Annotated in this window: 19 protein-coding genes; 7 read left to right on the top strand and 12 right to left on the bottom strand. The window is 43.8% G+C overall.

Features of this window, described 5'->3' with window-relative positions:
• Window positions 1-49: 49 nt before the first annotated feature.
• Complete coding sequence (locus ACL6C3_RS04720) at window positions 50-3,238, bottom strand: alkaline phosphatase (RefSeq protein WP_413165785.1); 3,189 nt, start codon at window positions 3,236-3,238, stop codon at window positions 50-52.
• A 414-nt stretch (window positions 3,239-3,652) separates the two neighbouring features.
• Window positions 3,653-4,240 (bottom strand): DUF4168 domain-containing protein, encoded by a 588-nt coding sequence (locus ACL6C3_RS04715; protein ID WP_413165783.1) that lies wholly within the window; start codon window positions 4,238-4,240, stop codon window positions 3,653-3,655.
• A gap of 365 nt (window positions 4,241-4,605) precedes the next feature.
• Here ACL6C3_RS04715 and ACL6C3_RS04710 point away from each other — a divergent pair, with 365 nt between their 5' ends.
• Window positions 4,606-4,809: a hypothetical protein gene (locus ACL6C3_RS04710; protein ID WP_413165781.1), complete on the top strand. Its 204-nt coding sequence runs from the start codon at window positions 4,606-4,608 to the stop codon at window positions 4,807-4,809.
• A 115-nt stretch (window positions 4,810-4,924) separates the two neighbouring features.
• Entirely contained in the window at window positions 4,925-5,830 is a 906-nt protein-coding gene (locus tag ACL6C3_RS04705; RefSeq protein WP_413165779.1) for a peptidoglycan recognition family protein, read from the top strand.
• A 72-nt stretch (window positions 5,831-5,902) separates the two neighbouring features.
• On the opposite strand, the gene ACL6C3_RS04700 is transcribed toward ACL6C3_RS04705, so the two are convergent.
• The 3 genes from ACL6C3_RS04700 to ACL6C3_RS04690 form a co-directional block, all read right to left on the bottom strand.
• Complete coding sequence (locus ACL6C3_RS04700; protein WP_413165777.1) at window positions 5,903-6,226, bottom strand: hypothetical protein; 324 nt, start codon at window positions 6,224-6,226, stop codon at window positions 5,903-5,905.
• 701 nt (window positions 6,227-6,927) lie between these two features.
• Complete coding sequence (locus ACL6C3_RS04695; RefSeq protein ID WP_413165776.1) at window positions 6,928-7,572, bottom strand: peptidoglycan-binding domain-containing protein; 645 nt, start codon at window positions 7,570-7,572, stop codon at window positions 6,928-6,930.
• Window positions 7,573-7,635: 63 nt separating this feature from the next.
• The gene (locus ACL6C3_RS04690) at window positions 7,636-8,919 is read right to left on the bottom strand and encodes a M16 family metallopeptidase (protein ID WP_413165774.1); all 1,284 of its coding nucleotides are present in this window, start codon (window positions 8,917-8,919) and stop codon (window positions 7,636-7,638) included.
• Window positions 8,920-9,242: 323 nt separating this feature from the next.
• Between ACL6C3_RS04690 and ACL6C3_RS04685 the strand changes: the two genes are divergently transcribed.
• Entirely contained in the window at window positions 9,243-10,433 is a 1,191-nt protein-coding gene (locus ACL6C3_RS04685; protein ID WP_413165772.1) for a class I SAM-dependent methyltransferase, read from the top strand.
• A 289-nt stretch (window positions 10,434-10,722) separates the two neighbouring features.
• Here ACL6C3_RS04685 and ACL6C3_RS04680 read toward each other — a convergent pair whose 3' ends face one another.
• Together ACL6C3_RS04680 and ACL6C3_RS04675 are read right to left on the bottom strand one after the other, a co-directional pair.
• Window positions 10,723-11,220, bottom strand: a complete 498-nt coding sequence (locus tag ACL6C3_RS04680; protein WP_413165770.1) for a 2TM domain-containing protein — start codon at window positions 11,218-11,220, stop codon at window positions 10,723-10,725.
• 133 nt (window positions 11,221-11,353) lie between these two features.
• Window positions 11,354-12,925, bottom strand: a complete 1,572-nt coding sequence (locus tag ACL6C3_RS04675) for a PQQ-binding-like beta-propeller repeat protein (RefSeq protein WP_413165768.1) — start codon at window positions 12,923-12,925, stop codon at window positions 11,354-11,356.
• 143 nt (window positions 12,926-13,068) lie between these two features.
• On the opposite strand from ACL6C3_RS04675, the gene ACL6C3_RS04670 reads away from it, so the two are divergent.
• Together ACL6C3_RS04670 and ACL6C3_RS04665 are read left to right on the top strand one after the other, a co-directional pair.
• The gene (locus ACL6C3_RS04670; protein ID WP_413165767.1) at window positions 13,069-15,135 is read left to right on the top strand and encodes a thioredoxin domain-containing protein; all 2,067 of its coding nucleotides are present in this window, start codon (window positions 13,069-13,071) and stop codon (window positions 15,133-15,135) included.
• Window positions 15,136-15,280: 145 nt separating this feature from the next.
• Window positions 15,281-16,303 (top strand): AI-2E family transporter, encoded by a 1,023-nt coding sequence (locus ACL6C3_RS04665; protein WP_413165765.1) that lies wholly within the window; start codon window positions 15,281-15,283, stop codon window positions 16,301-16,303.
• Between the two features lie 4 nt (window positions 16,304-16,307).
• On the opposite strand, the gene ACL6C3_RS04660 is transcribed toward ACL6C3_RS04665, so the two are convergent.
• The 3 genes from ACL6C3_RS04660 to hslO all read right to left on the bottom strand — a co-directional run bounded on the left by ACL6C3_RS04660 (window position 16,308) and on the right by hslO (window position 20,195).
• Window positions 16,308-16,631 (bottom strand): PepSY domain-containing protein, encoded by a 324-nt coding sequence (locus ACL6C3_RS04660; RefSeq protein ID WP_413165764.1) that lies wholly within the window; start codon window positions 16,629-16,631, stop codon window positions 16,308-16,310.
• A gap of 35 nt (window positions 16,632-16,666) precedes the next feature.
• On the bottom strand, window positions 16,667-19,009 hold the full coding sequence (locus ACL6C3_RS04655) for a hypothetical protein (protein WP_413165763.1): 2,343 nt from the start codon (window positions 19,007-19,009) through the stop codon (window positions 16,667-16,669).
• 253 nt (window positions 19,010-19,262) lie between these two features.
• Window positions 19,263-20,195 carry an Hsp33 family molecular chaperone HslO gene (gene hslO / locus ACL6C3_RS04650; protein WP_413165762.1) on the bottom strand — a complete coding sequence of 311 codons (933 nt, stop codon included), beginning with the start codon at window positions 20,193-20,195 and terminating at the stop codon, window positions 19,263-19,265.
• A 261-nt stretch (window positions 20,196-20,456) separates the two neighbouring features.
• On the opposite strand from hslO, the gene ACL6C3_RS04645 reads away from it, so the two are divergent.
• Window positions 20,457-20,858: a hypothetical protein gene (locus ACL6C3_RS04645; RefSeq protein ID WP_413165760.1), complete on the top strand. Its 402-nt coding sequence runs from the start codon at window positions 20,457-20,459 to the stop codon at window positions 20,856-20,858.
• Between the two features lie 441 nt (window positions 20,859-21,299).
• Here ACL6C3_RS04645 and ACL6C3_RS04640 read toward each other — a convergent pair whose 3' ends face one another.
• The gene (locus ACL6C3_RS04640; protein ID WP_413165758.1) at window positions 21,300-21,854 is read right to left on the bottom strand and encodes an REP-associated tyrosine transposase; all 555 of its coding nucleotides are present in this window, start codon (window positions 21,852-21,854) and stop codon (window positions 21,300-21,302) included.
• Window positions 21,855-22,803: 949 nt separating this feature from the next.
• On the opposite strand from ACL6C3_RS04640, the gene rlmN reads away from it, so the two are divergent.
• A complete protein-coding gene (rlmN, locus tag ACL6C3_RS04635) occupies window positions 22,804-23,850 on the top strand; it encodes a 23S rRNA (adenine(2503)-C(2))-methyltransferase RlmN (protein WP_413165756.1) in 1,047 nt (348 codons plus the stop codon).
• On the opposite strand, the gene ACL6C3_RS04630 is transcribed toward rlmN, so the two are convergent.
• Complete coding sequence (locus ACL6C3_RS04630; RefSeq protein WP_413165755.1) at window positions 23,847-24,695, bottom strand: helix-turn-helix domain-containing protein; 849 nt, start codon at window positions 24,693-24,695, stop codon at window positions 23,847-23,849. The genes rlmN and ACL6C3_RS04630 overlap by 4 nt on opposite strands.
• Window positions 24,696-24,795: the final 100 nt, after the last annotated feature.

Raw genomic sequence — 24,795 nt, 5'->3', positions numbered from 1 at the left:
CGTTTCTTACCAAAAAACCCGGTAACTTTCTCGAAACCGGGTTTTTAAACTAGAAAGGATCAGCAGCCATCAAATCAGCCGCATCCACATCCATTAAAATCGCTAAAATCTCGCTACCCAAGCTAACTTCGGTATCACTTCCGACTTGAGAAATCGAGAGTTGATCGGCACTGAGATCGCCTTTTAACCCTAACAAATCAACTCCGACTTCAAAATCAACAATCGTATCAACCCCTTCACCAACGGCCAAAACAAAGGTATCAGAACCCTGACCGCCCGAGAAATCATCCCCGGTCAAGGTATCATTACCCAAACCGCCATCGATCAGGTCATCCCCATCATCGCCCCAGATGCGATCGTTACCTTCATCGCCAAATAGTTGGTCATTCCCGGCTTTACCGCCAATTTGGTCATCGCCCAAACCGCCATAAAGGGTATCATCACCGCCAACGGTACCACCCGGAGAACGGCTATTGTCGTCACCTCGGAGAGTATCATCGCCTTCTTCGCCGTAGATGATATCATCGCCCAAACCGCCTGCGGCCACATCGTTACCGATATCCGCCCGGATCAGGTCGTTGGCGCCGTCTCCGACCAACGTTTCATCGGCGGGCGTACCATCAATCAAATTGGGGAGAACATCACCAAACAGCGTCCGGTACATGATCTCGTAAATTTCGGTATTATCAACCGTACTCGGCAATAAATCGGCATTGAGACCGTAGGTTTTGGAAACAATACTACCCGCAAAGTCCGGCGTTCCCACATAAGCAATACCAAAGGGAAACTGATCGCCACTGGCGTCGGGTGCAGAAATAAACGGTTCGCTGTCGCGTCCTTCCGCCCCATCGAGGGGAACTTCAATGGCATCGGAACGATCCGCTTCTGTCGGGTTCACACCAACAGTACCAACCGTTTCCCCACTGACATCATCAACTTCCAAACCGCCCGCATCGCTATCTGCTGCGGTAATAATTAAGGTGTTGGGGTCTTGGTTGTCAACGAAGTCCATCGCCACGCCGATCGCATCATCGGCCCGTTGCATCGCTTCCACAAAGCCGCGAGCGTTATTATTGTTGGGGAAGTTATCGGTACCTTCTTCTTCCATCACCACAAAGAAGCCATCGGGATCTTTAGATAAGATCGGCAATGCAGCTTCTAACATTTCGGCAATAGTGGGCGGATTTTCGTTTCCGGGTTGGCCGTAGTTTTCCAAACCTTCGGCAAAATTCGCTTCTTCGGTGGTGTCGTTGTAGGTGTCGGTCGCCGCAAAAATCCCCAGAACCTTTTCGGTATCTTCTGGCAGACTTTGCAGTTCTTCGCGGGTGTAAATGACCGTGTACCCCATTTCCTCGGCTTCTTCGATCAGGTTGCGACCATCTTCGCGTCTTCCCTCCTCGCCAAAGCGACCGAAGGTTCCAACGGGCAGATAATCAATTTCACCGCCCCCGAAAATAATATCAACGCCAGATTCTAAAATTTCGGCGGTGATTTCTTCGGTTTCGCCTCGGTTGATCACATCGGCCAAAAACGCCCCGGTTCCCGGTTCGGCGATAATACCAGAATTAATAATAGCGGTAGCTTTTCCGGCTTCGATCGCTTCTTCCATGATCGTCATTCCCCGCTCCCCGGAACGAGAAATTACGGGAACGCCGTTTTCATCGAACCCAAAGGAAGGTGCGGGTGCTTTGGTTCCGGTGGCGTGCGTTACCGCCCCAGAGTTGGAGGTTCCCACCAGTTGGTCTTCCATGTGTCCGAGATAAACCCCGGCGTTGCTCATCATATCCCAATTTAAGCGACCATCCGGCCCTTCCTCCACGAAACGGGCCGCCGCAAAGTGGGAGGGGCTGGTCCCGTCCGGGTGGATAAAGATGACGTTTCCGGTGTCTTTTGTCGGTTCCGGTGCGGGTTTGGGTGCTTCGGCGGGAACGGGCGAGGGCAGTTCCACATCGAACAGCGTTTGGTACATGATCCGGTAAATGTCGGTGTTATCCACTGTACTGGGTAACAGATCGGCATTGTAACCGAAGGTTTTGGCAACAATACTTCCCGCAAAGTCGGGGGTTCCGGCAAAACCGACGCCGAAGGTGTACTCGTTACCGTTGGCGTCGGGGGCGGAAACAAAGGGTTCGGTATCGCGGCCGCTGGCACCGTCGTAGGGAACTTGAACCGCATCGGAGCGATCGGGTAAAGTGGGGTTAACGCTAACGGTGCCAACGGTTTCGCCCCGACGGTCTGCGACTTCTAAACCGCCCCCGTCGCTATCTGCTGCGGTAATTAACAGGGTATTGGGTTTGACGTTTTCGATGTAGTCTTGAGCCACACCAATGGCGTCATCGGCCCGTAAAACCGCTTCGATGGTGCCGCGAGCGTTGTTATTGTTGGCGAAGTTATCGGTGGCTTCTTCTTCCATTACGATAAAGAAGCCGTTCTCGTTTTCCGGGGAGAATAGATCTAGCCCCAGAGTGGCTTCTAACATCTGGGCGATGGTGGGCGGGTTTTCGTTTCCGGGTTGACCGTAGTTTTCCAAACCCGCCTCGACGTTGGCTTCTTCGGTGGTGTCGTTGTAGGTGTCTTCGGCCGCAAAAATCCCCAGAACTTTTTGGGTATCTTCCGGCAAACTTTGCAGTTGTTCGAGGGTGTAAACGATGGTGTAACCGAGGTCTTCGGCTTCTTCGATTAAGTTGCGACCATCTTCGCGAGTACCCTCTTCGCCAAAGAAACCGACGGTTCCGACGGGGAGATAGTCGGTTTCGCCTCCGCCCATGATCACGTTAACACCGGATTCGACGATTTCGGCGGTGATTTCTTCGGTTTCGCCCCGGTTGAACACATCGGCCAAAAAGACGCCCGTTCCCGGTTCGGCGATAAAGCCGGAGTTGATCACGGCGGTGGCTTTCCCGGCCACGATCGCTTCTTCCATGATCGTCATTCCGGGTTCAACGCCCAGGTCGGGGCCGCCAAGTTCGGGGCTGAGGCCAGAGAGGGAAACGATCGGATCGCCGTTTTCGTCTAAACCGTAAGAACCGGCAAAGGGTTTGACCCCCATCGCATGAACGACCGCCCCGCCGTTGGAGGTTCCTACGAGTCGGTCTTCCATGTGTCCGAGATAAACCCCGGCGTTGGTCATTTCGTCCCAGTTGAGGCGGCCGTCGGGCCCTTCTTGAACAAAACGACCCGCAGCATAGTGAGATGGACTGGTTCCATCGGGATGAATGAAGATAACGCTATTAGACATTTTGATCGCTTTCCAGGTAGATGCGGACTATTTTTTGAATGCAAAAACTCTACTGAGTTTGAAGTGACTTTGTTGGGACTTCAAAGCTCAATTGAGAAGATGAAATTGTGATAACAACTAACCGTTGCACCCAGATGAACGAATCAGAATCTATAAAAAATCAAACATTAAATACATTATTTCAATGGGATTAAATAAAAATTATGCTTTAGTTATTTTTAGGTTAAACTTGCCAATCAACCCATTTTCAAAATAAAACTGATTCATTAATAATCAATAAATCGGACATCCGCATAAAAAAAGTAGAAAGCAAAACTGCCTTCTACTTGAATTTTTATTGTTATTTTAATAGGGTGAAGTTCAGTTCAATCCGGGGACGAATCGAAATTGAACTTGATAACTGTTCGGTTTCTATCAGTTTTGCAACATTTGTTGAACTTGTTGTTTTAATTGGGGATTTTGTTGAACTGCGGCGATAATTTCTTGAAATCTTTCAACTTCTAATCCTTGACTTTGTACCGCTTGGTATTTTCTCTCTTGTGTATTTTGTAAAATTTCTCGAACTTTAACCAATGCTTTTTCAAACTGCTGCTGTTCTTCGGCCGAAACTCCAGCAGCCGAGGCGGGTGCTTCACCTTGCTGGCTTTGTCCGATCTCCACAAATCTTTGAGGAGTCAAGCCCTCCTCTTGAACAGCTTGAGCCATTCTTTGTTCTGCTTCCATCTCAATCGCCCGTAACTGCTTGAATGCTTCAGCAAATTTTGCTAATTCTTCTGGAGTCACTTCCGATGAAGCAGCTTGTGCTAGAACAGTCTGAGGAACCGAAGTAAGAGTTTGGCTGTTCGCGGGAAAACTACCCACACTTAAAAGAACAAAAGATGTAGCGAGGCTTCTCAACAGAAGTGATTTGAGCATTGTTTTTTCCTTAAAGTTACAGGTTTGGCTGACTCCCTTCTCCTGATCGCTGTATTGACGGTTTTCTACCAGAAGCGAAGAACTCATTAAAAGTTTAACCGTTATTCAGTCATCATCCCTAATTCTAGAGATAGATTTTTGAATCACCCCGACAGAATTAAAAACAATTAATCATTTTGCCTGGGGAGTTGCGATCGCTGAGTTCACAGTATAAGGGCCGCACGCCTTCACGTTAGCACCTATCTAAATTTCCGACAAGCTCAATTCTAAAGGTTGTGCGCTCCCCAACCCGATGAAAGAATGTGTCTTGAGAATCTCAAACAATTCTGTAAAAATGTTGAAAACATTTCAGATCGGATCGCCGTTTGCAACTGCATAGGTCTAAAAAGGCTCGATGTATATATCAATGAACCCCCTAAAACGGGGAGATGGAAAACCAGGGAGCAATTGCCATGATCAGTGAACCGATGGAATGTCCTAAATGCAGCAAACACACCCTGATTCAACGCCACAGTGATTTATATCAATGTGTAAGCTGTGATTTTGAACGAGATTTTTCTGAGACCGTCGTAGAAGACTATCAGCCAGAGGATAATGACGGAGGCGGGATTTGGGTTTTCTTTCTGGTGGTTTTCACCATCTTTGCCCTTCTGTGATTTGAGATTTTCCCGGTGGGGGGGGAAGTTTGTCCGATTGGAGATTAACAAGTAATAGAGTTTGGGCTAGACTGATGCTTGAATAAAATTCAACAGATGGCGGCTCCGACTTTTTATGAAACTCCAACGAACCCCTATTTTACTGCTGTTTTTGGGTTTGGCAACCCTAGTGATCGCGATTACCGTTTCTCAAACTCATCGTGCGATCGCTCAAGAATTTCCTTCCCAGACGATGGAAGTAGCCAATCAAAATATTGGTTTGCTGCAAACCTGCGGAATTCAGCCCCAAGCGGGGCGGACGGGAAATCCCGAATTGGGTCCGGTTGTAGAAGTTCCGGCTTCTTTATATCGATTTCGCCGTCCGGTGAACTGGCAAAATTCAGCCGCAACGGGTAACTATACTCAACCCAATTCGGCCAACGCACCCCGAGAATATCAAGCGATCGCCAACCGGACCAATTACGGACAACGGTATCTTTATGATGTTAATGGCAAACCGGTCAGCAATGCTCCGATTGTAGTGTTGCACGAAACCGCAGCGACGGCTCAAAGTACGATTAATTTTTTCCAAACCTATCACACCAACGAAGACGATCAGGCCAGTTATCACACTTTGATTACTCTCAACGGCGATGTGGTTTATATTGTTCCCCCGGACTTGAGAGCCTACGGCGCCGGAAATTCTGTGTTTCAGGGAGAAGCGGTAAAAACGGATTCCAAATTTCCCCCTTCAGTGAATAATTTTGCTTATCATGTTTCTTTAGAAACCCCTCCCGATGGCTTGGGTCGCGGCTCGTCTCACAGTGGCTACACCATGGCACAATATCAGTCTTTGGCTTGGTTAGTGGCTCAAACGGGCGTATCTGAAGATCGAATTACCACTCATCAAGCCGTCGATCGCTCTGGAGAAAGGTCCGATCCCCGCAGTTTTGATCGAGATGTATTTTTTGGGTTGTTGCGTCGTTATCCCAAAACCCGAGAAATTGTCATCGGCTGTCAGGCGCCTTCTGTCAATCAATAAGCCGGTTTGAACCGTTTAGTTCTCTGAGAAGCGATCGCGGGGATCAATCTTACGCTTCTCCCTCGCTACAATCTAAGGAGTAATTCCCAAACGACCCGCAGCGCCCCGTTGTAGGGCTGTTACCCGCTGACTATTGGAAAAAACGCCTTCTCCTTGCAGTTGAGTGAGTGCGGGTTTGATTTCGACTTTAACGACTTTTTGAGTGGAGATCATAACGGTTTGTTCGGCGAGGTTAAAGGTTAACCAGGGCTGATTTAACATCTGTTGCAGTTGTTGTCCCAATTGGTCTGCGGCGATGGGAACGCTTAAGGTTTCGGCTTGACCATTTTCATAATAAAATGTAAGCTGTGTAGCGGTTGGTTTGGTTTGCATGGTTGCAAAAGAACCTTTTGCCATGATCAAATCCTCAAATTAAATCCTTGCTTTTCTATCATACCTTTTCTCTATTTTAGTTGATTTGAACCTTCACCCTAAATTGCCAAAATTTAAGGTCTAGTAGAAGGCTACTAGACCCTAAATTTCATTGTACTAAGTTGACTCAAGCAGATTTTAAGGAAGTTAGATACAGGTAGAATTGTTTAAAAACAACTAGGGTTTACACAACTTACAACCGTCTTCGTGAACTCGCCTCTTTTTAAGTCGATACAGACTTTGATTATGACTCTGACCCCAAACTCCACCGTCTAACCGACTAAGTTTATAGAGATTTCAGGGGGGGTAATTTACCCTCTACAGTGTCAACAAGATATAGGCTTAATGAGGTCAACCCAAGGGTTGTACAGCAGTTGATTAAAGCAGAGGGACACAACTTTAATCTTCGGGTTTTGAATAGCGTTTTGTTGCTTTCAATGTGTCCTATTAACTTAATAAGTTAGCACAGCTTTTCGCCAAGCAAAACCCCTATCTAAAAAAGTTGACATAGCTTAACATCCTGAGACAATAGGGAGATGGGAGTCAGGAGACAGGAGACAGGAGTCGGGAGTTGCTGTGTTCAGGAGGAAAGAATTACCTATTACCTCTTGCATGGTTGCCTTTCCCCTTTCCCCTTTCCCCTTTCCCCTTCCCCCTTTCCCCTTTCCCCTTTCCCCTTCCCTTACTCAACGCAATATCAAGATCCAAGTTTGAGAACCGACGACGCCATCGGGTTTGAGGTTAAATTGTTCCTGAGCGGCTTTGACAGCGGCCTGGGTTTGGGGACCAAAAACGCCATCGGCTTGACCTCGGAGAAACCCCTTGGCCCGCAAACGTTCTTGCAGTCCGACAACGGCTTCTCCTCGCATTCCCAACCGCAACACGGGAAAACTGGCTTCTGTAGTTGAGGTTTTCTCAGAGGTGGGGGTTGCAGCAGAAGCACAAACACAGTCGTTAGCGGTCGAGGTTGACCGGGAAGATGTCTCATCTGGGGGAAATAATCGATTCCAGGTGGCGGCGTTTGTCACCCCTGTAACGGGCAAATTTGCCGCCTGTTGAAATTGAGAGACGGCTTCGGCGGTACTTTCGGCATAAACCCCATCAACCTCTCCGGTATAATAACCGAGTAACTTGAGAGCGGCTTGTAACTCCAACACTTCTGCACCTTCGCTTCCGGTTTGCAGAGTTGGTCGAGTCAGGTTCAGTTGAACCAATTTTTGTTCGGGAGTTTGAGCCATGACCGGGGAAACTGGAGCGAGAAGTTCCCCCGAGATAGCACTGGCTAACAAACTACTGAAGACAACCCCAATAGATCTCTGCGCTAACTTCACAGCACTGTTCCTCTACACCAAGATAGATAATACTCGATCTACAGAAGCGATTAACAGCGAATGCTATTTGTTGAAGACTTCGACAAACGCGCTTGGCCCAACCATAGAAAGATAGGGTTGAGTAAAATAACGATTGGCAACGGTATAAATATCCTCAACTGTAACCTCGGCGACATCGGCTTGAAATTGGCTATCAAATTCAATTCCCAACCCCAAGGTTTCATACCAGCCGTAGACTTGGGCGAGTTGACCGTTGGTTTGTTTCCCGAGAGCATATTGACCCAGGAGTTTATTTTTGGCAACTTGTAATTCGGCTTCTGTCAGGGGAACTTTTTGCAACCGTTCGACTTCGGATCGTAAACCGTCGATCGCGATCGCCGTATTTTCTGGCGCAGTTCCGATATAAGTCACAAACTGGGATATATCCAAACGAGTGGGATAAAATGCGGATACATCGTAGGCTAACCCCCGTTTTTCTCGCAATTCTACAAATAAACGACTCGACAGGCCATTTCCCAAATAGGTGTTAATCAGTTTTAAAACGGGATAATCGGGACTGTTGACCGAACAGGTGAGATACCCTAACATGATTACAGACTGTTGAGTTTCTTGGGGAATCACCCCCGTCTGAGGATTTAAGCTTAAAGTGGGTAAAACCAAGGGCGGGACGGGTGTGGGATCGGTTTCCCAATTTCCAAACACCTGATTGACTAATACTGTTGCTTGGTCTACGGTAATATTGCCGGCTATTGAAATAATTAGGCGATCGGGGCGAAAATAGGTTTGGTGAAAGGCTTCTAGATCTTCACGGCTGACTTGAGAAATGGTTTCTTCGGTGCCTAAACTCGAAAAAGCGTAGGGATGATCCCCATACATGATCCGACGCAGTTGATCGAAGGCGACAGAAAAGGGTTGTTCTTGCTGAGATCGTATTCCTTGAATGGTAATTCGTCGTTCTAACTCGACTTCTTCGGGGGGAAATGTTGGGGAAGTCAACAGTTGACTGGCGAGTGTTAAGATCTCCTCAAAATCGGCGGAAACGGTTTTCAGACTGAGCAAAAAATAGTCTGTTGACGCATCAGCACTTAGACGGGCACCGACCGATTCAACTTTTTCTGCTATTTCTAAAGAGGAGAGGTTTTCGGTTCCTTTTGTTAGGGTTGCGGCTAATAGATGAGACAGTCCCGCTTGAGTGCGCGTTTCCCAACAGGTTCCGGTTTTCAGAAACAGGCGAGTTGATATTATGTCTGCGGTCGGATTTTCTTTGACTAATAGTACGATACCATTATTGAGAACAATTCGATGAATGTTCTGGCGGTCGAGGGATTGAGTTAACGTTTGAGTCACAGTTGATCCGTTCGTTTGGTTTGAAAGTGATTCGGGTGTCAATCTATCGGATTTTAAATTCAGATAGACTTAGAGTTACAGATTTTACACCACATACGGTTTGATGGCTTTACCATTGTTTGTAGCAGGTCGTTGTTTGGCTTGATACCAACAAGAGATTTGACTTAATCTCTGACTTCTTTAGACTACATTCGTCGTGTTGTCATTGAGCTTCTTATTCTTCCCGTGAAGGCTAAGAGGGTCAAGGGTGATACTGCTGCAATCAGATTGGCAGATTGAGTCTGTAATCTGGGTTTTGGTTTCTCTAATCTAGGTGCATAACTATGAATACTATATCTCAATCTAACTGTCCTGTGTGCGGTTCTTCTCGGTGGAAGGTTTTTTTTAAAATAGCGGATGTTCCTGTTTTGTGCAATCTTTTGTGGAACGAACGACTAGCGGCGGAAAATTGTCATCGGGGAGATGTGAATTTGGCTTTTTGTTCTGATTGTGGTTTTATTAGTAATATTGCCTTTGATTCCCAACGTTTGGACTATACGCAATCTTACGAAAATGCGTTGGATTTTTCTCCTCGTTTTCAAGAGTATCTGACTTTTTTAGCAAGGGGTTTAATTGAACGTTACGATTTGCGAAATAAAGAAATTCTAGAAATTGGGAGCGGAAAAGGGGAGTTTTTGATGTTGCTTTCTCAACTGGGAAACAATACTGGCGTTGGTTTTGATCCGAGTTATATTCCTTTGGAAGAACATCAAAAAACTGAGCATCGAGTTGAATTTATTCAAGACTATTATGACGAACGCTATGCCGAGTATCAAGGGGATTTTATTTGTTGTCGCCACACGTTAGAACATCTTCCCCAACCCACAGCACTTTTAGACACAATTCAACAAACAATTGAGCGTAAAAAACCCAATATTTTTTTTGAGGTTCCCAATGCTTTAGGTATTTTCAATAATTTGGAAATTTGGGATATTATCTACGAACACTGTTGTTATTTTTCGCCGACTTCTTTTGCTCACGCTTTTTCATCTTCTGGCTTTAAAGTGGAGAGTATTGTAGAAGAATTTGGCGGACAATTTCTCGGTTTAACAGCCTATCCGGGTGAAACGGTCAAAATGTTAAGCCCAGAAAAAAAAGAAAAAGTTCAGCAACTCGCCGAGTCTATTATACAATTTTCAACTAAATTTCACCAAAAACTAGACTTTTGGAAAAATCAACTAGAAAGCTTTAAAAAGGCTGGTAAACGGGTAGTGAATTGGGGTGCGGGTTCAAAAGGGGTGATGTTTTTGAATTTTCTAAACGTTCAAAATTATATTGAGTATATTGTCGATATTAACCCTCGAAAACAGGGAATGTATGTTCCAGGAACGGGTCAGAAAATTGTATCGCCGGATTTTTTAAAACAATATAAACCGGATGTTGTGATTGTAATGAACCCCATTTATCGAGATGAAATTCAAACAATGCTTGAAAATATGGGTTTACCAAATTGTATCATAGAAACGGCAGTTTAAAAGACAGTTTACAGGGAATAGGCAATAGGCGCTCTTGCAATAGGCGCTTCTTGCAATAGGCAGTAACCAGTGAACAGTAACCAGTGAACAGTTTACAGTAACCAGTAATATGTGAATGGAGAATAGTAAATACTGGTAACTGAAAAAACTGTTCCCTCTTAACTGGTGACAGGTGTTGCAGCGAGGGCTTGCGCGGGTTTCCCCCATGAGCGCGTTCCTTGCGACGGGCGCGGTTTCCGTCAGAAGCACAGTTCGCAAGAGAGCGACTGCTGAACCCGAAGGGTGACTGTTAAGATTGCCATCCTTTCATAACTTTTTCAGCCAGGGTACTGAAAGACTGTCCCAATTGCTTTTTCAATTTCCATCGGCTAAAGGCTTTCTCATATTCTTCCCCTTCTGTTTGATAAGTTCTCCAAGCAGCTAAGGCGAGGAATAACCCCCAAACTAACATAATAGAAAGGGCAAAACTAATCCCGTGTGTGGTGACAATATTAAGTAAAATCAGGAAAGCGCTAACAATCCCAAATTTAATTAAATCTTGTCTCAATTTCTGACGGCGTTGGGCGTTAAAAATCAATTTTTCCCGAGAATCTTGTTGAAAAAGACGCCATTCTTGTTCGGCGAGTTCTAATTCTGCGGGAGAAATACCCAATTCCATCCCAATTTCTACTAATTGAGTGCGGGTAAGTTCTCCGTTTTCTTCTTTTTTTGCAAAAGCAATCCGCAGAATTTCTTGTGCATCTTGTTGAATATAAGTTTGGGTAATGGAATTTTCGGATGTTTCCATAGTAAATTTCCTATAGGCTGACTTCCTCTGATTTTAATCCTACCAAATCCTGATGGGAACTGGGGAGAGGATGTAGGGAGGATTTCTCGACTGTCAAGGGCGGATATTGTTAATCTCCATGAGGGATATAAGTTTAACTTCCCAAGGTGTACAGCCAACCATCTCGCCCACAGATGATAATTTTATTATCCCAGACAACGGGAGTAGACTCAAAGGAAACGTCAGGTTTAAACCGCCCAACTTGTTCAACTTTCAGGCGATAATATTCTCCCCGGGCATTTTCTAAGGCGTTGGTGTCGTCCGGTTTGGCTTCTTCCCAATACAAATTAAACAGATAAACGCCACCGTATCCGGCGGTCACTAATTTATAACCCTCGGTAAAAATCGGCGTAGAAATTGAAGCCCCAATTCTTTGTTTAAAGACTACAACGGGTGTATCATAAGTTCGTTTTAATAACGGTCCTTTGACTTTTTTTCCGGTAATTTTATCTTGAGAACCAATATAAAGATAACCATCGATAGCATTGGTTGCAAATAAAGCGGGAAAATTATTGGGGTTGTATTCATCATTCAAAGCCACCGAACCAATTATTCCGCCTTTCCAACTGGCGACATTGGTGTTTCCGGTGGGTAAAAACCATTCAACGCTGTCTTGAGGCGGTTTTTCAGGATTGAGTTTAATGACTCCGCCTTGACCGGGAAGAAATTCTTTTTCTATCGCACAAAAGAGTTTATTTTGTTTGGAAATAGCAACGGTTCCATCCAAATCTGAACCCGTGTAAAAATCCCATATAATTTTGCGTTCGTCGAGACTAATCCCGTAAATATGACCGGAACCGGACGCCAAAAATAAACGGTTATCGAGGCGAGACGGGGAAGACTCACTAACAATATTTCCCCCTTGTCGTTTAGAGTCTGAAGAACTATAAAGTTTAACTTCCGATAAAATTTTCGGCTGCAAAAATCCCGACTTTTTCTGAGCGGTTGTTGTGCGAGAATCTAGAAAATATCCCACCCCATTTTCTCCCGCATTAAAAATAACACCGTTTCCCAAATCCAAAGCGGAACTATCATTATCTCGGCTATAAGAAGCGGTTTTACGAATATCCAATTTCCAGAGTTCTTGACCAGTTCTAAAAGAAATCGCTCTAAAACTGGGTGCAATTCCATTTTTCGGTCTGCCCGTTCGACTGCCTTGTAAAATCACAATTTGATTGTTTTCGGATGCGGTTTCATCAAGATAAATACTCGAAGACCCTTTAATTACATCATCAAATTTATATTTCCAAACTTCTTCGTTGGTTTCAAAATCGATTTTTCTCAAATGATAGTCATAGCTTCCAATCACCAAATATATTCTACCTCTATCCCGCGTAATTGTCGGCTGACCCGTCCAACCCGCACCACTCCAAACTTTGCGGGTACTCCCCACATAAGTCACTCCGGTTCCCAAAGGAAATTTATGAATAATATTCAACCCGCCCGGAACACCCCGACCATAAAACCTTCTCTGAGGATTTCCTAAAAAAGTGGGAACTAACAAGTCGGTTCCCGGTGTTAAATAACCAATGATTTTATTAAAATTTTCATTAACTTCTTGTTCGGTTAACTTGCGGTTAAAAAGATTAAAAAACAGCCCCGGAAACAGCCCACCCATTAAAAATCGGGCGGAATATTTGTGAAACTGTCGTCTGGATAAGTTCATATACGGTTAGCAAGTCAGTTGTAAAAAATTATTAAACCACGAATTGCTGTGATAGGTAGAAAATGTTATTTTCCTAGAGTTTTGGGGTCGTTTACGCTAAACTAGAAGACTAATAAACGGACTCAGTATGAGTAGGTGTTCTTATGGCTAACCGTCTTGCCCAGTCCAAAAGTCTCTATCTTCGCAAACACGCGGACAACCCCATCGACTGGTGGCCCTGGTGCGATGAAGCCCTCGAAAAAGCCAAACGAGAGGATAAACCGATTTTTCTTTCTATTGGTTATTCGAGTTGTCACTGGTGTACGGTGATGGAGGGTGAAGCGTTTTCCGATGGGGCTATTGCTAAATATATGAATGAAAATTTTGTCCCCATAAAAGTTGACCGCGAAGAACGGCCCGAAATTGATAGTATTTATATGCAAGCGCTGCAAATGATGACGGGTCAAGGGGGTTGGCCGCTGAATATTTTCCTCTCTCCCGATGACTTGGTGCCGTTTGTGGGCGGTACTTATTTTCCGGTTGAACCTCGCTACGGACAGCCGGGATTTTTAGAAGTTTTGCGGCGGGTTCGAGGGTTTTATAATACCGAAAAAACTCGCTTACAAAATCTAAAAGAAGAAGTTAGAAAGGCTTTAGTTGAATCAACAATTTTGCCGACTTCTCAACTGAATGAGGGGTTATTAAAACAAGGTTTAACCACAAATACGGGCGTTATTAGTCGCAATGATTTTGGCGGGCCGCGTTTTCCGATGATTCCCTATGCGGATACGGCTTTACATGAAACTCGCTTTGATTTTGAGTCGCCTTACGACAGTCAACAAGCTTGTACTCAACGGGGAACTGACCTCGCTTCCGGGGGAATTTATGACCATGTGGCGGGCGGTTTTCATCGCTATACCGTTGACCCAACTTGGACGGTGCCGCACTTTGAAAAAATGCTCTATGATAACGGTCAAATTGTTGAATATTTGGCGAATTTATGGAGTCATGGCGTTGCTGAACCCGCATTTGAACGGGCGATTTCGGGAACGGTTAGCTGGTTAAAACGAGAAATGACCGCACCTGCTGGATATTTTTATGCCTCTCAAGATGCGGATAATTTTACCAGTTCCGAAGAAGTTGAACCGGAAGAAGGGGCGTTTTATGTGTTGACTTGGCAACAGTTAGAGGAGATTTTAACGCCTTCGGAATTTGGGGAAATGCAAGCCCAATTTACGATAACAAAAGCCGGGAATTTTGAAGGTAAAAATGTTTTGCAACGCTGGAATTGTAACGAACTCAGCGAACAAATCGAATCGGCGTTGGCGAAGTTGTTTGCTGTTCGTTATGGTTCCCAACCCCAGGATTTAGAAACGTTTCCTCCCGCTACCAATAATCAAGAAGCTAAATTAAAAGATTGGCCCGGTCGTATTCCTCCGGTTACGGATACAAAAATGATTGTGGCTTGGAATAGTTTAATGATATCCGGTTTGGCGAGGGCGGCGACGGTTTTTGAACAGTCGGAATATCTGAAAATTGCCACAGCAGCAGCCCAATTTATTTTAGAAAATCAATGGGTTGACGGACGTCTTCATCGGGTAAATTACGATGGAAATCCCGATGTTTTAGCCCAGTCTGAAGATTATGCGTTGTTGATTAAAGCGTTAATTGATTTGCATCAGGCTAGTTTGTTAGAGGGAAGCTTTCAAACGCCAGAATATTGGTTAGAAAAAGCGGTTCAAGTTCAACAGGAATTTGATGAGTTTCTCTGGAGTGCAGACTTGGGCGGTTACTACAATATTGCCACGGATGCGGGGGAAGAATTATTAATGCGAGAACGCAGTTATATTGATAATGCAACCCCGGCGGCGAATGGGGTGGCGATGGCGAATTTGGTGCGTTTATTTTTGCTGACCGAACAGTTAGATTATCTTGATAAAGCCGAAGCGGGAATTCAAGCGTTTAGCAGTATAATGGAAAAGTCGCCCCAAGCTTGTCCGAGTTTGTTTGTGGCGCTCGATTGGTATCGAAATAATACCTTAGTTCGCAGCCATGTAGAACACATTAAAGCTTTGAGTTCTCAATATTATCCGGTGGCGATTTTTAAAGCCGATTCTAGCCTTCCAGAAGGAGTAACGGGGTTGGTTTGTCAGGGGTTGAAGTGTAAAAAACCTGCCAATACTTTTGAGGAAATGCAGCAACAACTCGAAGAAAGTCAAACTCGTTCATAAATAGTTTTTAAAAAACCTGGTTTCTCGGAGAAGCCGGGTTTTTTGTTCAAAATCTTTGTTTCTTTAAAAAAGTGGTATTTTTTTTAATGAGTTGTCAATTTGTGGTTAAATTAACTGTATTATCTAGTCTAAATTTATCGGGTAAATGTCAGAAGATTTAAACTCGATTTGGAAACAGCTTAATAGTTCAACCATGCTGCGTTTCCTATTACTGTTTGCTTGTGCTTGGGTGGTTGTCCAACTGATTAGTTATTTTTACTCTGTTATTACAATTTTTACGATTTCGGCGACATTGGCGGCGTTATTAAATTATCCGGTTCAAAGGCTTTCTCGTTATATTCCCCGAGGTTTTTCTATTGCTATTGTCTGTATAACCGCCTTTGGGTTGTTAATTGCTTTAATTACTGTTGTCGGGATAGAAGTGATTAACCAAGGACAGGAATTTGTAACGAGTTTACTTAATTTTTTGCAGGATTCTAATGTTAATCCGGTCGATAAGTTTTTAGATTCGATTAATATTGAAAGAACTATCGAAGCTTTACAAGCGGGACTTTTAACGGGTTTGGGTTTTGTTCAAGGTACTTTTTCTAACTTTTTAAGTTTAATTTTTATTGTGGTAATTTGTGTTTATATGCTGATTGATGGAAGTAAAATTTGGTCGGCGTGTTTAAAAATATTACCTCTAGAAATTCGCGAACGCTTTTCTTTAACGGTTCACAACAGTTTTATTGGTTTTTTTCGCGCCCAATTTATATTGGTTTTATTCTTATCAACTTCTGGGTTTATTGCTTTTAAACTTTTGGGGGTTCAATATGCTTTATTTCTCAGCATTATTTTAGGTTTAATTGACATCATTCCCGGTATTGGTGGAACATTATGTGTAATTGTTGTTGGTGTCTTGGTGTTTTTATCTCAAGGGGGTTGGATGGCAATTAAAGTGTTAATCGCCGGGACAATTGTCCAGCAAATTCAAGATAATCTCATTTCTCCTAAAGTGATGAAAGATAACTTAAATATTAATCCAGTGTTTTTGTTTTTTGCGTTATTTGTTGGCGAACAAATTGCTGGAATTTTAGGGGTATTTCTCGCGATTCCGATTGCTGGAATGTTGATTAGTTGGTTTAGTAAACCCGCAGAGCCAGAAGTTTTATCGGAAAAAAATCCGTAAGTTTTTACTCGGGGGTTTCTTTTTTCGGACGGGAAAATAACGCCCGAAACCAAGTGGTTTTACTGAGGCTATTTCCCCACATAACTATTCCCGTAATCAACATAAATAGCAACCCCAACCCATTTAATAAAACATAAACGGGTTCGAGTTGCTTTCCGAGATATTCTCCTTCGTGAATCACCATTAAAAAGTGAACTTGATCGCGAGACAAACCAAACCAACTCTTTCCCAAACGATAGGCTACCCCCGTAATTGCAGTAATTAAAAAGGGCAAAATGATAATCGGTGCGAGTTGGCGATGGAGTTGGCGAAGGGTACGAAGATTCATAGGAGATTTATCGACAAAATGACCATTATTTAAGTTTATCGAATGTCGGACACTTTGTTAATAATGATCGGTTTATTCAACTCTACAGAATCATTGTAAAAATCATCGTAGGGTTGAGAGGGAGTCGGAGAGGGAACGGGTGCGGGTGCGGGTTCCGGTTCGGGTTGATAGGGTTGGCTATTATAATCTTGATAACTATCATAATTATCGTAGCCATCATCATAATTCCCGTAGTCGTTAGAACTGTCATAATTGTCATAACGTCGGGGTTCGGGTGCGGGTGTTGGCGCCGGTGCGGGTGCAGGGTTGAGCCATTCTTCCCAAGTTTGAATTTGAGGTTGAGCGGCGTTGTAAGCATTGGTTCCGTAAGGAATTTTCTTCAAGGTGGCGATCGCCGCAGGTAAGTCATAAACGGACTGATCCAAGCCTATTTCTAACATTTCCTGACTCCATTCGGAAATCAACCGATCGGCAAGTCCTCGCGAAGAACTCGAAGGAGAAACACCAGATGCCAATTGAATCGCTTTGACATAACTTTCTACTGTACCACTGGCGGCAATATTTTGGGCATCTTGAACATTTTTAGTATCTTGAAGTTCGGCTTTCCATTCATCAACCTTCATTTTGGCTTCGGGATAAAGCACAATTCCGGGTTTAATTTGTTCGGCGACAGAAATAGCTTGGGCTAAATCTCCATCGGAAGCAATTTGAAGCGCCCGATCTAAAATCGGTTGATATTCTAAACGTTGACTTCTTTCTGTCCATTCAGAAATCCGATCTTGAGCTTGATCGTAAAGCGCCCGTCCTTCGCCAATTTGTTTAGCTTGAGAAATGGCTTCTTTGAGAGATTTTACATCTCCAAAACTGGCTAATTGATCGGCATTTTCTAACAGCGGACGGTCTTCAATTTCCTCGATTTTCTGAGTCCAACGCACCATTTGAACCTGTGCATCTTCGCCCCGAGGATTAGAAACGGGAATGCTTCTCAGTTCAGCCACAGCCGCTTTTAAATCTTTTACCGCTCCGGATCGGGCTAATTTTCGAGCTTTTTCTAAAGTTGCAACATCGGCGATCGCCTGTTGCCATTCCCGAATATATTGTTGTGCTTTATTATGAAAAGGGCGACCCGGATTAATTTTTCTAACTTGAGCGATCGCATCTTTCAAGCCTTCCACCGTATCCAAAGATGCGGGAATATGAGCGCGAGCCAAGACGATAAAATCTTCAATTTCCCGGTCTAATTTTGCCCGTTTGGGGATTTGCTGCGCCATATTAATCGAACGCTGCCAATCTCCCGATTTTAAGTTATCTTCTGCCAATTTCAGCGCCGTTTTGCTGTATTCTGTAATATCTTTGCTGGCTTTCTCATACAAATAGCTTTCTGAACCGATTTCCTCAGCTTTTTCAATCCCGGCAATGAGATTATCAAAGCCGCCTTCTTCCGCTTTTCCGCGTGCTGCTGCTAAAGTTTTGCTTTCTTCGCGAACAATTTGAACAAAATCGGTAAGTTCTTGATATTTTGTCGTTTCCCAATATTGATTTCCGATATTCAGTAAACGAGTTGCTTCTCGAAAAGCTAAATTCGTCTGTTCTTGGCGCAAATGATCCTCAGCTTTGCGGTAAATTCCATCGGCTTCTTTCCACAGTTCATTCCATTCTTTAATTCGTCCTTCCACCTGAGCCAAAGCCGGAGTATCTTGAGGAACTTTGCGAGCATTTTCTATCGCTTTTCTCAGTTCCCCCGCTTGAAATAAATTTTCACTCAGCAGTAAGATATCGAGCGACCATTGTTCAATGCGACGGTTAATTTCGGGTCGCAGAGGATGAGTTTTCGATAAACTATCAACCAATTCTATCGCAACCAATAAATCCGAAACCGTCTCTTTTTTCGCGGCCGTTTCTGCACAATATAGCCGTAAAGAAGCCGAAGCAATTGGCCAAAAGATTTTCGGACAATTGGGTAAAGAAGGCGATCGCAACAGCATCGAACTGGCCAAATATCCCACCCCTCCGGGCGTCAGAATCATCAACACCAACCACAGAGGCGCGAACTTAATCAGCAATTGACCCTGAGAAAGTTTCGGTTTGGGGGGCGGAGGTTGGGGAATGGGTTCGGCCGGAGGAATGGCCAAAGTCGGGGGAACGACCGTCTCCGGTTCGGGGTCAGTGTTTGGGGGTGGAGGGGATTCTGGTTGAATTTTGGTCGGTTGAGTCGATTGTTCCTCAATCCCCGACTCCAACAGCGCCCGCAACTCCTTGAGTCGTTCAGCGCGACTTTTCCGCACCGAGGAAGGTTGCGGAGACAATGGAGGATTGTTTTTTGGTTGCGAGGATAATCGTTCGATCCAACGGCTTTGTTTGTTGTGTTTTTCACTCATAGGTATGTTAACCCAAAACAACTCTCACCACACACAGGCCTGACTCCCGACCCAACAGTAGAAACACGGAGGAGCATCTACCGCCAGGGAAAAGGGGAGAGAGGTTCAAGCTCAGAGTATAGCGGCCAAGCGCTGTATAACAACTTTAACCCGATGATTCCCACAGTCCCCTACTTCCCTACCCTAGTTTGGCATGGGGTTTTAATGTTACTGCGCGATCCGATAAAAACGTGCAGCAAAAGCCCAGCTTTCATCAAAATAAAATCGATCTTCTCCGAATCTTAGGTGAATCGGTTCGCGATCGCAACTCCTCAATCAATTGAGAGAGGTCATCGCAATTGGCTTGATAGACTTCCCCGCAAAATTCACACTTGGCCTCGGCGCCGTTGTCTTGTTCGATCATGTCCTGCAATTCGGCTTCTCCGAACATTTTGAGAGCGTTTAAGACTCGTTCAAAGGAACAACCACAATCAAAGCGTACCAGTTGCGAGGTCGGTAGAATTTTTAAGTCCATATCTCCCAACAGGTGTTGGAAAATGTCGGGTAGGGTTTGGCGCTGGCGTAACAGGGGAGTAAACCCCGATAACGTTTCGACCCGAGATTCTAGGGTCTTCACTAATTCTTCATCGGTTGCGGCCTTCGGCAGGACTTGTAATAATAATCCTCCGGCCGCCTGTACGCCATCACTATCGACAAACACCCCCAAGATTAAAGCAGAAGGGGTTTGATCGGAGTTGAGAATATAGTAAGTGAGATCGTCGCCAATTTCACCGGAAATTAATTCAACGGTACTCGAATAGGGGTAGCCATAGCCTTCGTCCCGGACCACGTAAACAAAGCCGTTGCGACCCACAGCGCCCCCAACGTCGAGTTTTCCTTTTTCGTTGGGTGGAAGTTCGACATCTGGATTTTCTACATATCCCCGGACAGTACCATCTAACCCCGCGTCAACGAAGATGCGACCGAGGGGGCCGTCTCCTTTGATTTGAATGTTGACTCTCGATTCCGGTTGCTTCATACTCGAAGCAAGTAACAATCCTGCTGCCATAGTGCGACCTAGCGCGGCTGTAGCAACCGGGGAAAGTTTGTGGCGTTGTCTGGCTTCTTCGGTTAAACGGGTGGTAATGACTCCCACCGCACGAATTCCATCCGAGGCCGCCGTAGCGCGAATAAGTTGATCAGCCATGCTTACATTTCTTTACACTGCCTGTCCTCCCTCATTGTAGTTTTTTCTTGGGTGACTGCTGAGGTCGGGCGCGATCGCTTAACATTAAGACAGTTATCAGTGAACAGTGACCAGTTATCAGGAAAGGGGAAAGGGGAAAGGGCAAAGGGAAAAGGCAATTCTTTCCTTCTGAACTCCTGAACACAGTAACTCCTGAACACAGTAACTCCTGAACACAGCAACTTCTTTTTTCCAAACTTCTGACAATAACTTTTAAAGATTATGTTAGGTACTTTTCAACAAAGCAATCTTCGTATTGAAGTCGAAGCGTCAGAAGTGACGATTCGCGAAAGTTTATTGCGTCCAAATCAGCTTCAAAAATGGTTGTGGCCTCAGCAGTTTTCGCCGGGACTTCCCGAACAGTTTCACACCGGGATGAGTTTTACCAGTTCTATTGGGCCTGTTACAATTCGCCATTATGTTGATGTGGCGGAGTCGAATTGTCTCCGTTTTTTGTTGAGTGGTGGAATTGATGGTTTTCACGAATGGTATTGGGGCGAAGGTTGGATACAGTCCCGACTTGAAGGTTTTTCTGTTCTCCCGTTGAATTTGGGTCAAACCGTTAATTTAATGCGTTTTAAAGAGTTTTTGAGCGAGCAAAATCAGGTAAAAGTGGCTTCTTAATGTCAACCCTAAAAACTTAATAACTATCGTTATAAACCCGCCCTAAAAATCATTAAATATCCTGTAGGGGCGGGTTCGCGTTTACCTATAAAACCAACCCAAATTGTTGTAAACCCGCCGCGAACACAACCGAAAATTAAGAATTAATTGAATATTTATTGTGGGGGTGGGGCGGGTTTATACAGGTTATTTGTTAGAATTCTAAATTCGGGCGGAACCCGCCCCTACGGGTTGATGGTTTATTATATGTTTATTGTTGTTATCACCTGTAGGGGCGGGTTCGAGTCAACCTAGAAAACCCAACCCAAATTGTTGTAAACCCGCCGCGAACCCAACCGAAAATTAAGAATTAATTGAATATTTATTGTGGGGGTGGGGCGGGTTTATACAGGTTATTTGTTAGAATTCTAAATTCGGGCGGAACCCGCCCCTACAGGTTGATTATGATAATAAATTCATCGGTAATTTAATGTTGTTGTTTAATTTTATATTAATTTTTTGAGCAGTTGGAAATTTTTGTGATGGGTGCATTTCATCGGTTTCCCAATTGTAGGGATTATTTAAAATATATTCTTGAATTTTTGTTAATGTGTTCTCGTTCCGAATAATATGTTCGTAATATCCTCTTTGCCATACGGGAATTCCTGATAGCGATCGCAATTGATTAATTCGACGCGCAGAAAATGTTTTCAACCCTCTGACAACTTTGGATAAATTATGCCTAGAATTGGTTAAAATAATAATTCCATGAATATGATTTGGCATAATCACAAAACTATCTAATTCGATACTTGGATAAACTTTTGTGAGATTAAACCAATTAAAATGAACGACCTCACCATAACGACTTAAAATAACATTTGCGTCTTCAATCTGACCTAACAAACATTCACGTTGACTAATACAAACTGTAATAAAATATGCCCCAGGTTGGCTGTAATCATATCCCCGCAGACGAATTGATTGGCGATGATGAATATCGGGATTGTATTTCATATTTTTCAGAAAGTTATTATAATCTTTTAATTATATTCAAAATTTAAAGATTTTCCAACCCTGTAGGGGCGGGTTCACGTCAACCTATAAAACCAAGAAAAATTGTTGTAAACCCGCCCCGAACCCACCGAAAATTAATGGTTAATTGTCTGTTTATTGTTGTTATCACCTGTAGGGGCGGGTTCGAGTCAACCTAGAAAACCCAACCCAAATTGTTGTAAACCCGCCCCGAACCCATCATTAAATTAATGGTTAATTGAATGTTTATTGTTGTTATCACCTGTAGGGGCGGGTTCGAGTCAACCTAGAAAACCCAACCCAAATTGTTGTAAACCCGCCCCGAACCCATCATTAAATTAATGGTTAATTGAATGTTTATTGTTGTTATCACCTGTAGGGGCGGGTTCGAGTCAACCTAGAAAACCCAACCCAAATTGTTGTAAACCCGCCCCGAACCCATCATTAAATTAATGGTTAATTGTCTGTTTATTGTTGTTATCACCTGTAGGGGCGGGTTCGAGTCAACCTAGAAAACCCAACCCAAATTGTTGTAAACCCGCCGCGAACCCAACCGAAAATTAAGAATTAATTGAATATTTATTGTGGGGGTGGGGCGGGTTTATACAGGTTATTTGTTGGAATTGGAAATTGTAGCGGAACCCGCCCCTACGGGTTGATGGTTAATTGAATATTTATTGTTGGTATAGCCTGTAGGGGCGGGTTCGCGTTTACCTAGAAAACCCAACCCAAATTGTTGTAAACCCGCCCCGAACCCAGGCGAAAATTAATGATTAATTGGATGTAAATTGTATATTTATTGTGGGGTGGGGGGGTTTATACAGGTTATTTATGGGAATTATAAATTTTTGCGGAACCCGCCCCGACGGTCAATTGTGTTGTAATTTGGTGTTATAATTTATTGTACTGTGTATTTCTATTCTAACTTTATATGGTAACTGTTCAGTCTGCTTCTAAACCGCTTTTGGGATTATCTTTAGAAGAATTAACCGCTTGGGTTCAACAACAGGGACAACCCGCCTATCGCGGAAAACAACTCTATCAATGGATTTATCAAAAGGGAAGTAAATCTCTGGGCGAAATTACCGTTTTTCCGAAACAATGGCGAGAACAAGTTGCAGATGTTTCTATCGGTCGTTCAACCATTCATTATCGTTCGGTTGCATCCGATGAAACGGTAAAATATCTGCTAAAATTGGCGGATAATCATATTATTGAAACCGTTGGAATTCCGACCGAAAAACGTTTAACGGTTTGTGTTTCTTCTCAAGTCGGCTGTCCGATGGCTTGTGATTTTTGTGCGACGGGAAAAGGGGGATTTATTCGCAATTTAGAAACGCACGAAATTATCGATCAAGTTTTAACGGTTCAAGAAGATTTTGGGCGACGAGTTAGCCATATTGTGTTTATGGGAATGGGAGAACCGCTTCTCAATACTAAAAACGTGGTGAACGCGATACAATCTCTCAATCAAGATGTCGGTATCGGACAGCGAATGATAACGGTTTCAACGGTGGGAATTCCCCAACAAATTCGTCAATTTGCTGACCATCAACTGCAAGTTACTCTCGCAGTCAGTTTGCACGCTTCTAACCAAAAATTGCGGGAAAAACTGATTCCCAGCGCCGAACATTATCCCCTAGAAAAACTGTTAACAGATTGTCGGGAATATGTCAACCAAACCGGGAGACGAGTGAGTTTTGAATATATTCTTCTGGCGGGTTTTAATGATAAACCGGAACACGCGATTGAACTTGCAAGTCATTTGCGGGGTTTTCAAAGCCATGTGAACTTGATTCCTTATAATCCCATTTCTGAAGTCGATTATCAACGCCCGAGTACACAACAAGTGAATACTTTTATGAAAGCGTTACAAGAACGACATATTGCGGTGAGTGTGCGTTATTCTCGGGGTTTAGAAGCGGATGCGGCTTGCGGACAGTTACGGGCTTCTCAAGTGAAGAATTCTCAAAACTAACTCACAGTCTGACGAATTTGTAAGGGGGTTTTTCCCAAACGTTGCTTGAATAAGTTGGTCATGTGACTTTGGGAAGAAAACCCGCAGTTTATCGCAATTTCTAGAATAGACTGTTTAGTTTCTATCAGCAACTTTTGAGCGATTTCTAAGCGTTTCTGGAGAATATATTGATAGGGCGTTAACCCCAAACTTTGTTTAAAACAGCGCAAAAAATGATATTCACTCAAGCAAACCAATTGGGCTAAATTTGTTATGGTAATCGCTTCGCCGTAGTAAACTTCAATATAATCAATGACCTGTTTTAAACTCCGCTTTGAAAGTCCGCCTTTAACCGTTGGAAGCGGATGTTTTTCTTGAGAATGACATTCTATTAAACGCAACAAAAACGTCATACACAGGCTTTCTTTGTACAAATTTGAAGAACTCTCTGCATTTTCATTAACTTGTGCTAAACTAATTAAAAGCTGTTCAATTAGGGGATCTTTTTGCTGAAATACCGAGTTTAACTCAAAGCATTTTCCCTCTAAAAAACGTTCGGCGTAGTGGTTAAAGAGTTGATGATCAACCGATGCAATTATCCCATGACAATTTTTCCACGCAGCCCAATGAGACGCACCCGTTGGAAAGATAAAAAACTCACCGGGAGATAAGCATAAATCCTGTGTGCGATCGCTATTATGACGAACCGCAAGACGATAAGGACCTGTTGTGGTTAACCCGATCATGTGGCGAGTTAATCTTGTTTGTCCCGGATCTTCACTACTATTATTGTCGCAGCGATAGAGTTGAATCATCTGGGCGGGCGTTTCGTAGGCCACAGATTTGGGGTTGGTGATAATTGCCATCGCAGTTTAGCAAAAATAGAGTTTAGCAAAAATATAAAATGTTTCGCAAAAATTCGCAAGACAAAAACTTTAGACTTGCTTAATACTAAAGTTAATTCTA

Origin of the sequence: Capilliphycus salinus ALCB114379 (genome assembly GCF_047276495.1) — a bacterium.
GTDB lineage: Bacteria > Cyanobacteriota > Cyanobacteriia > Cyanobacteriales > Microcoleaceae > Capilliphycus > Capilliphycus salinus.
The sequence above is the reverse complement of the archived record's forward strand: the minus strand, read 5'-3'. Positions and strand labels throughout refer to the sequence as shown.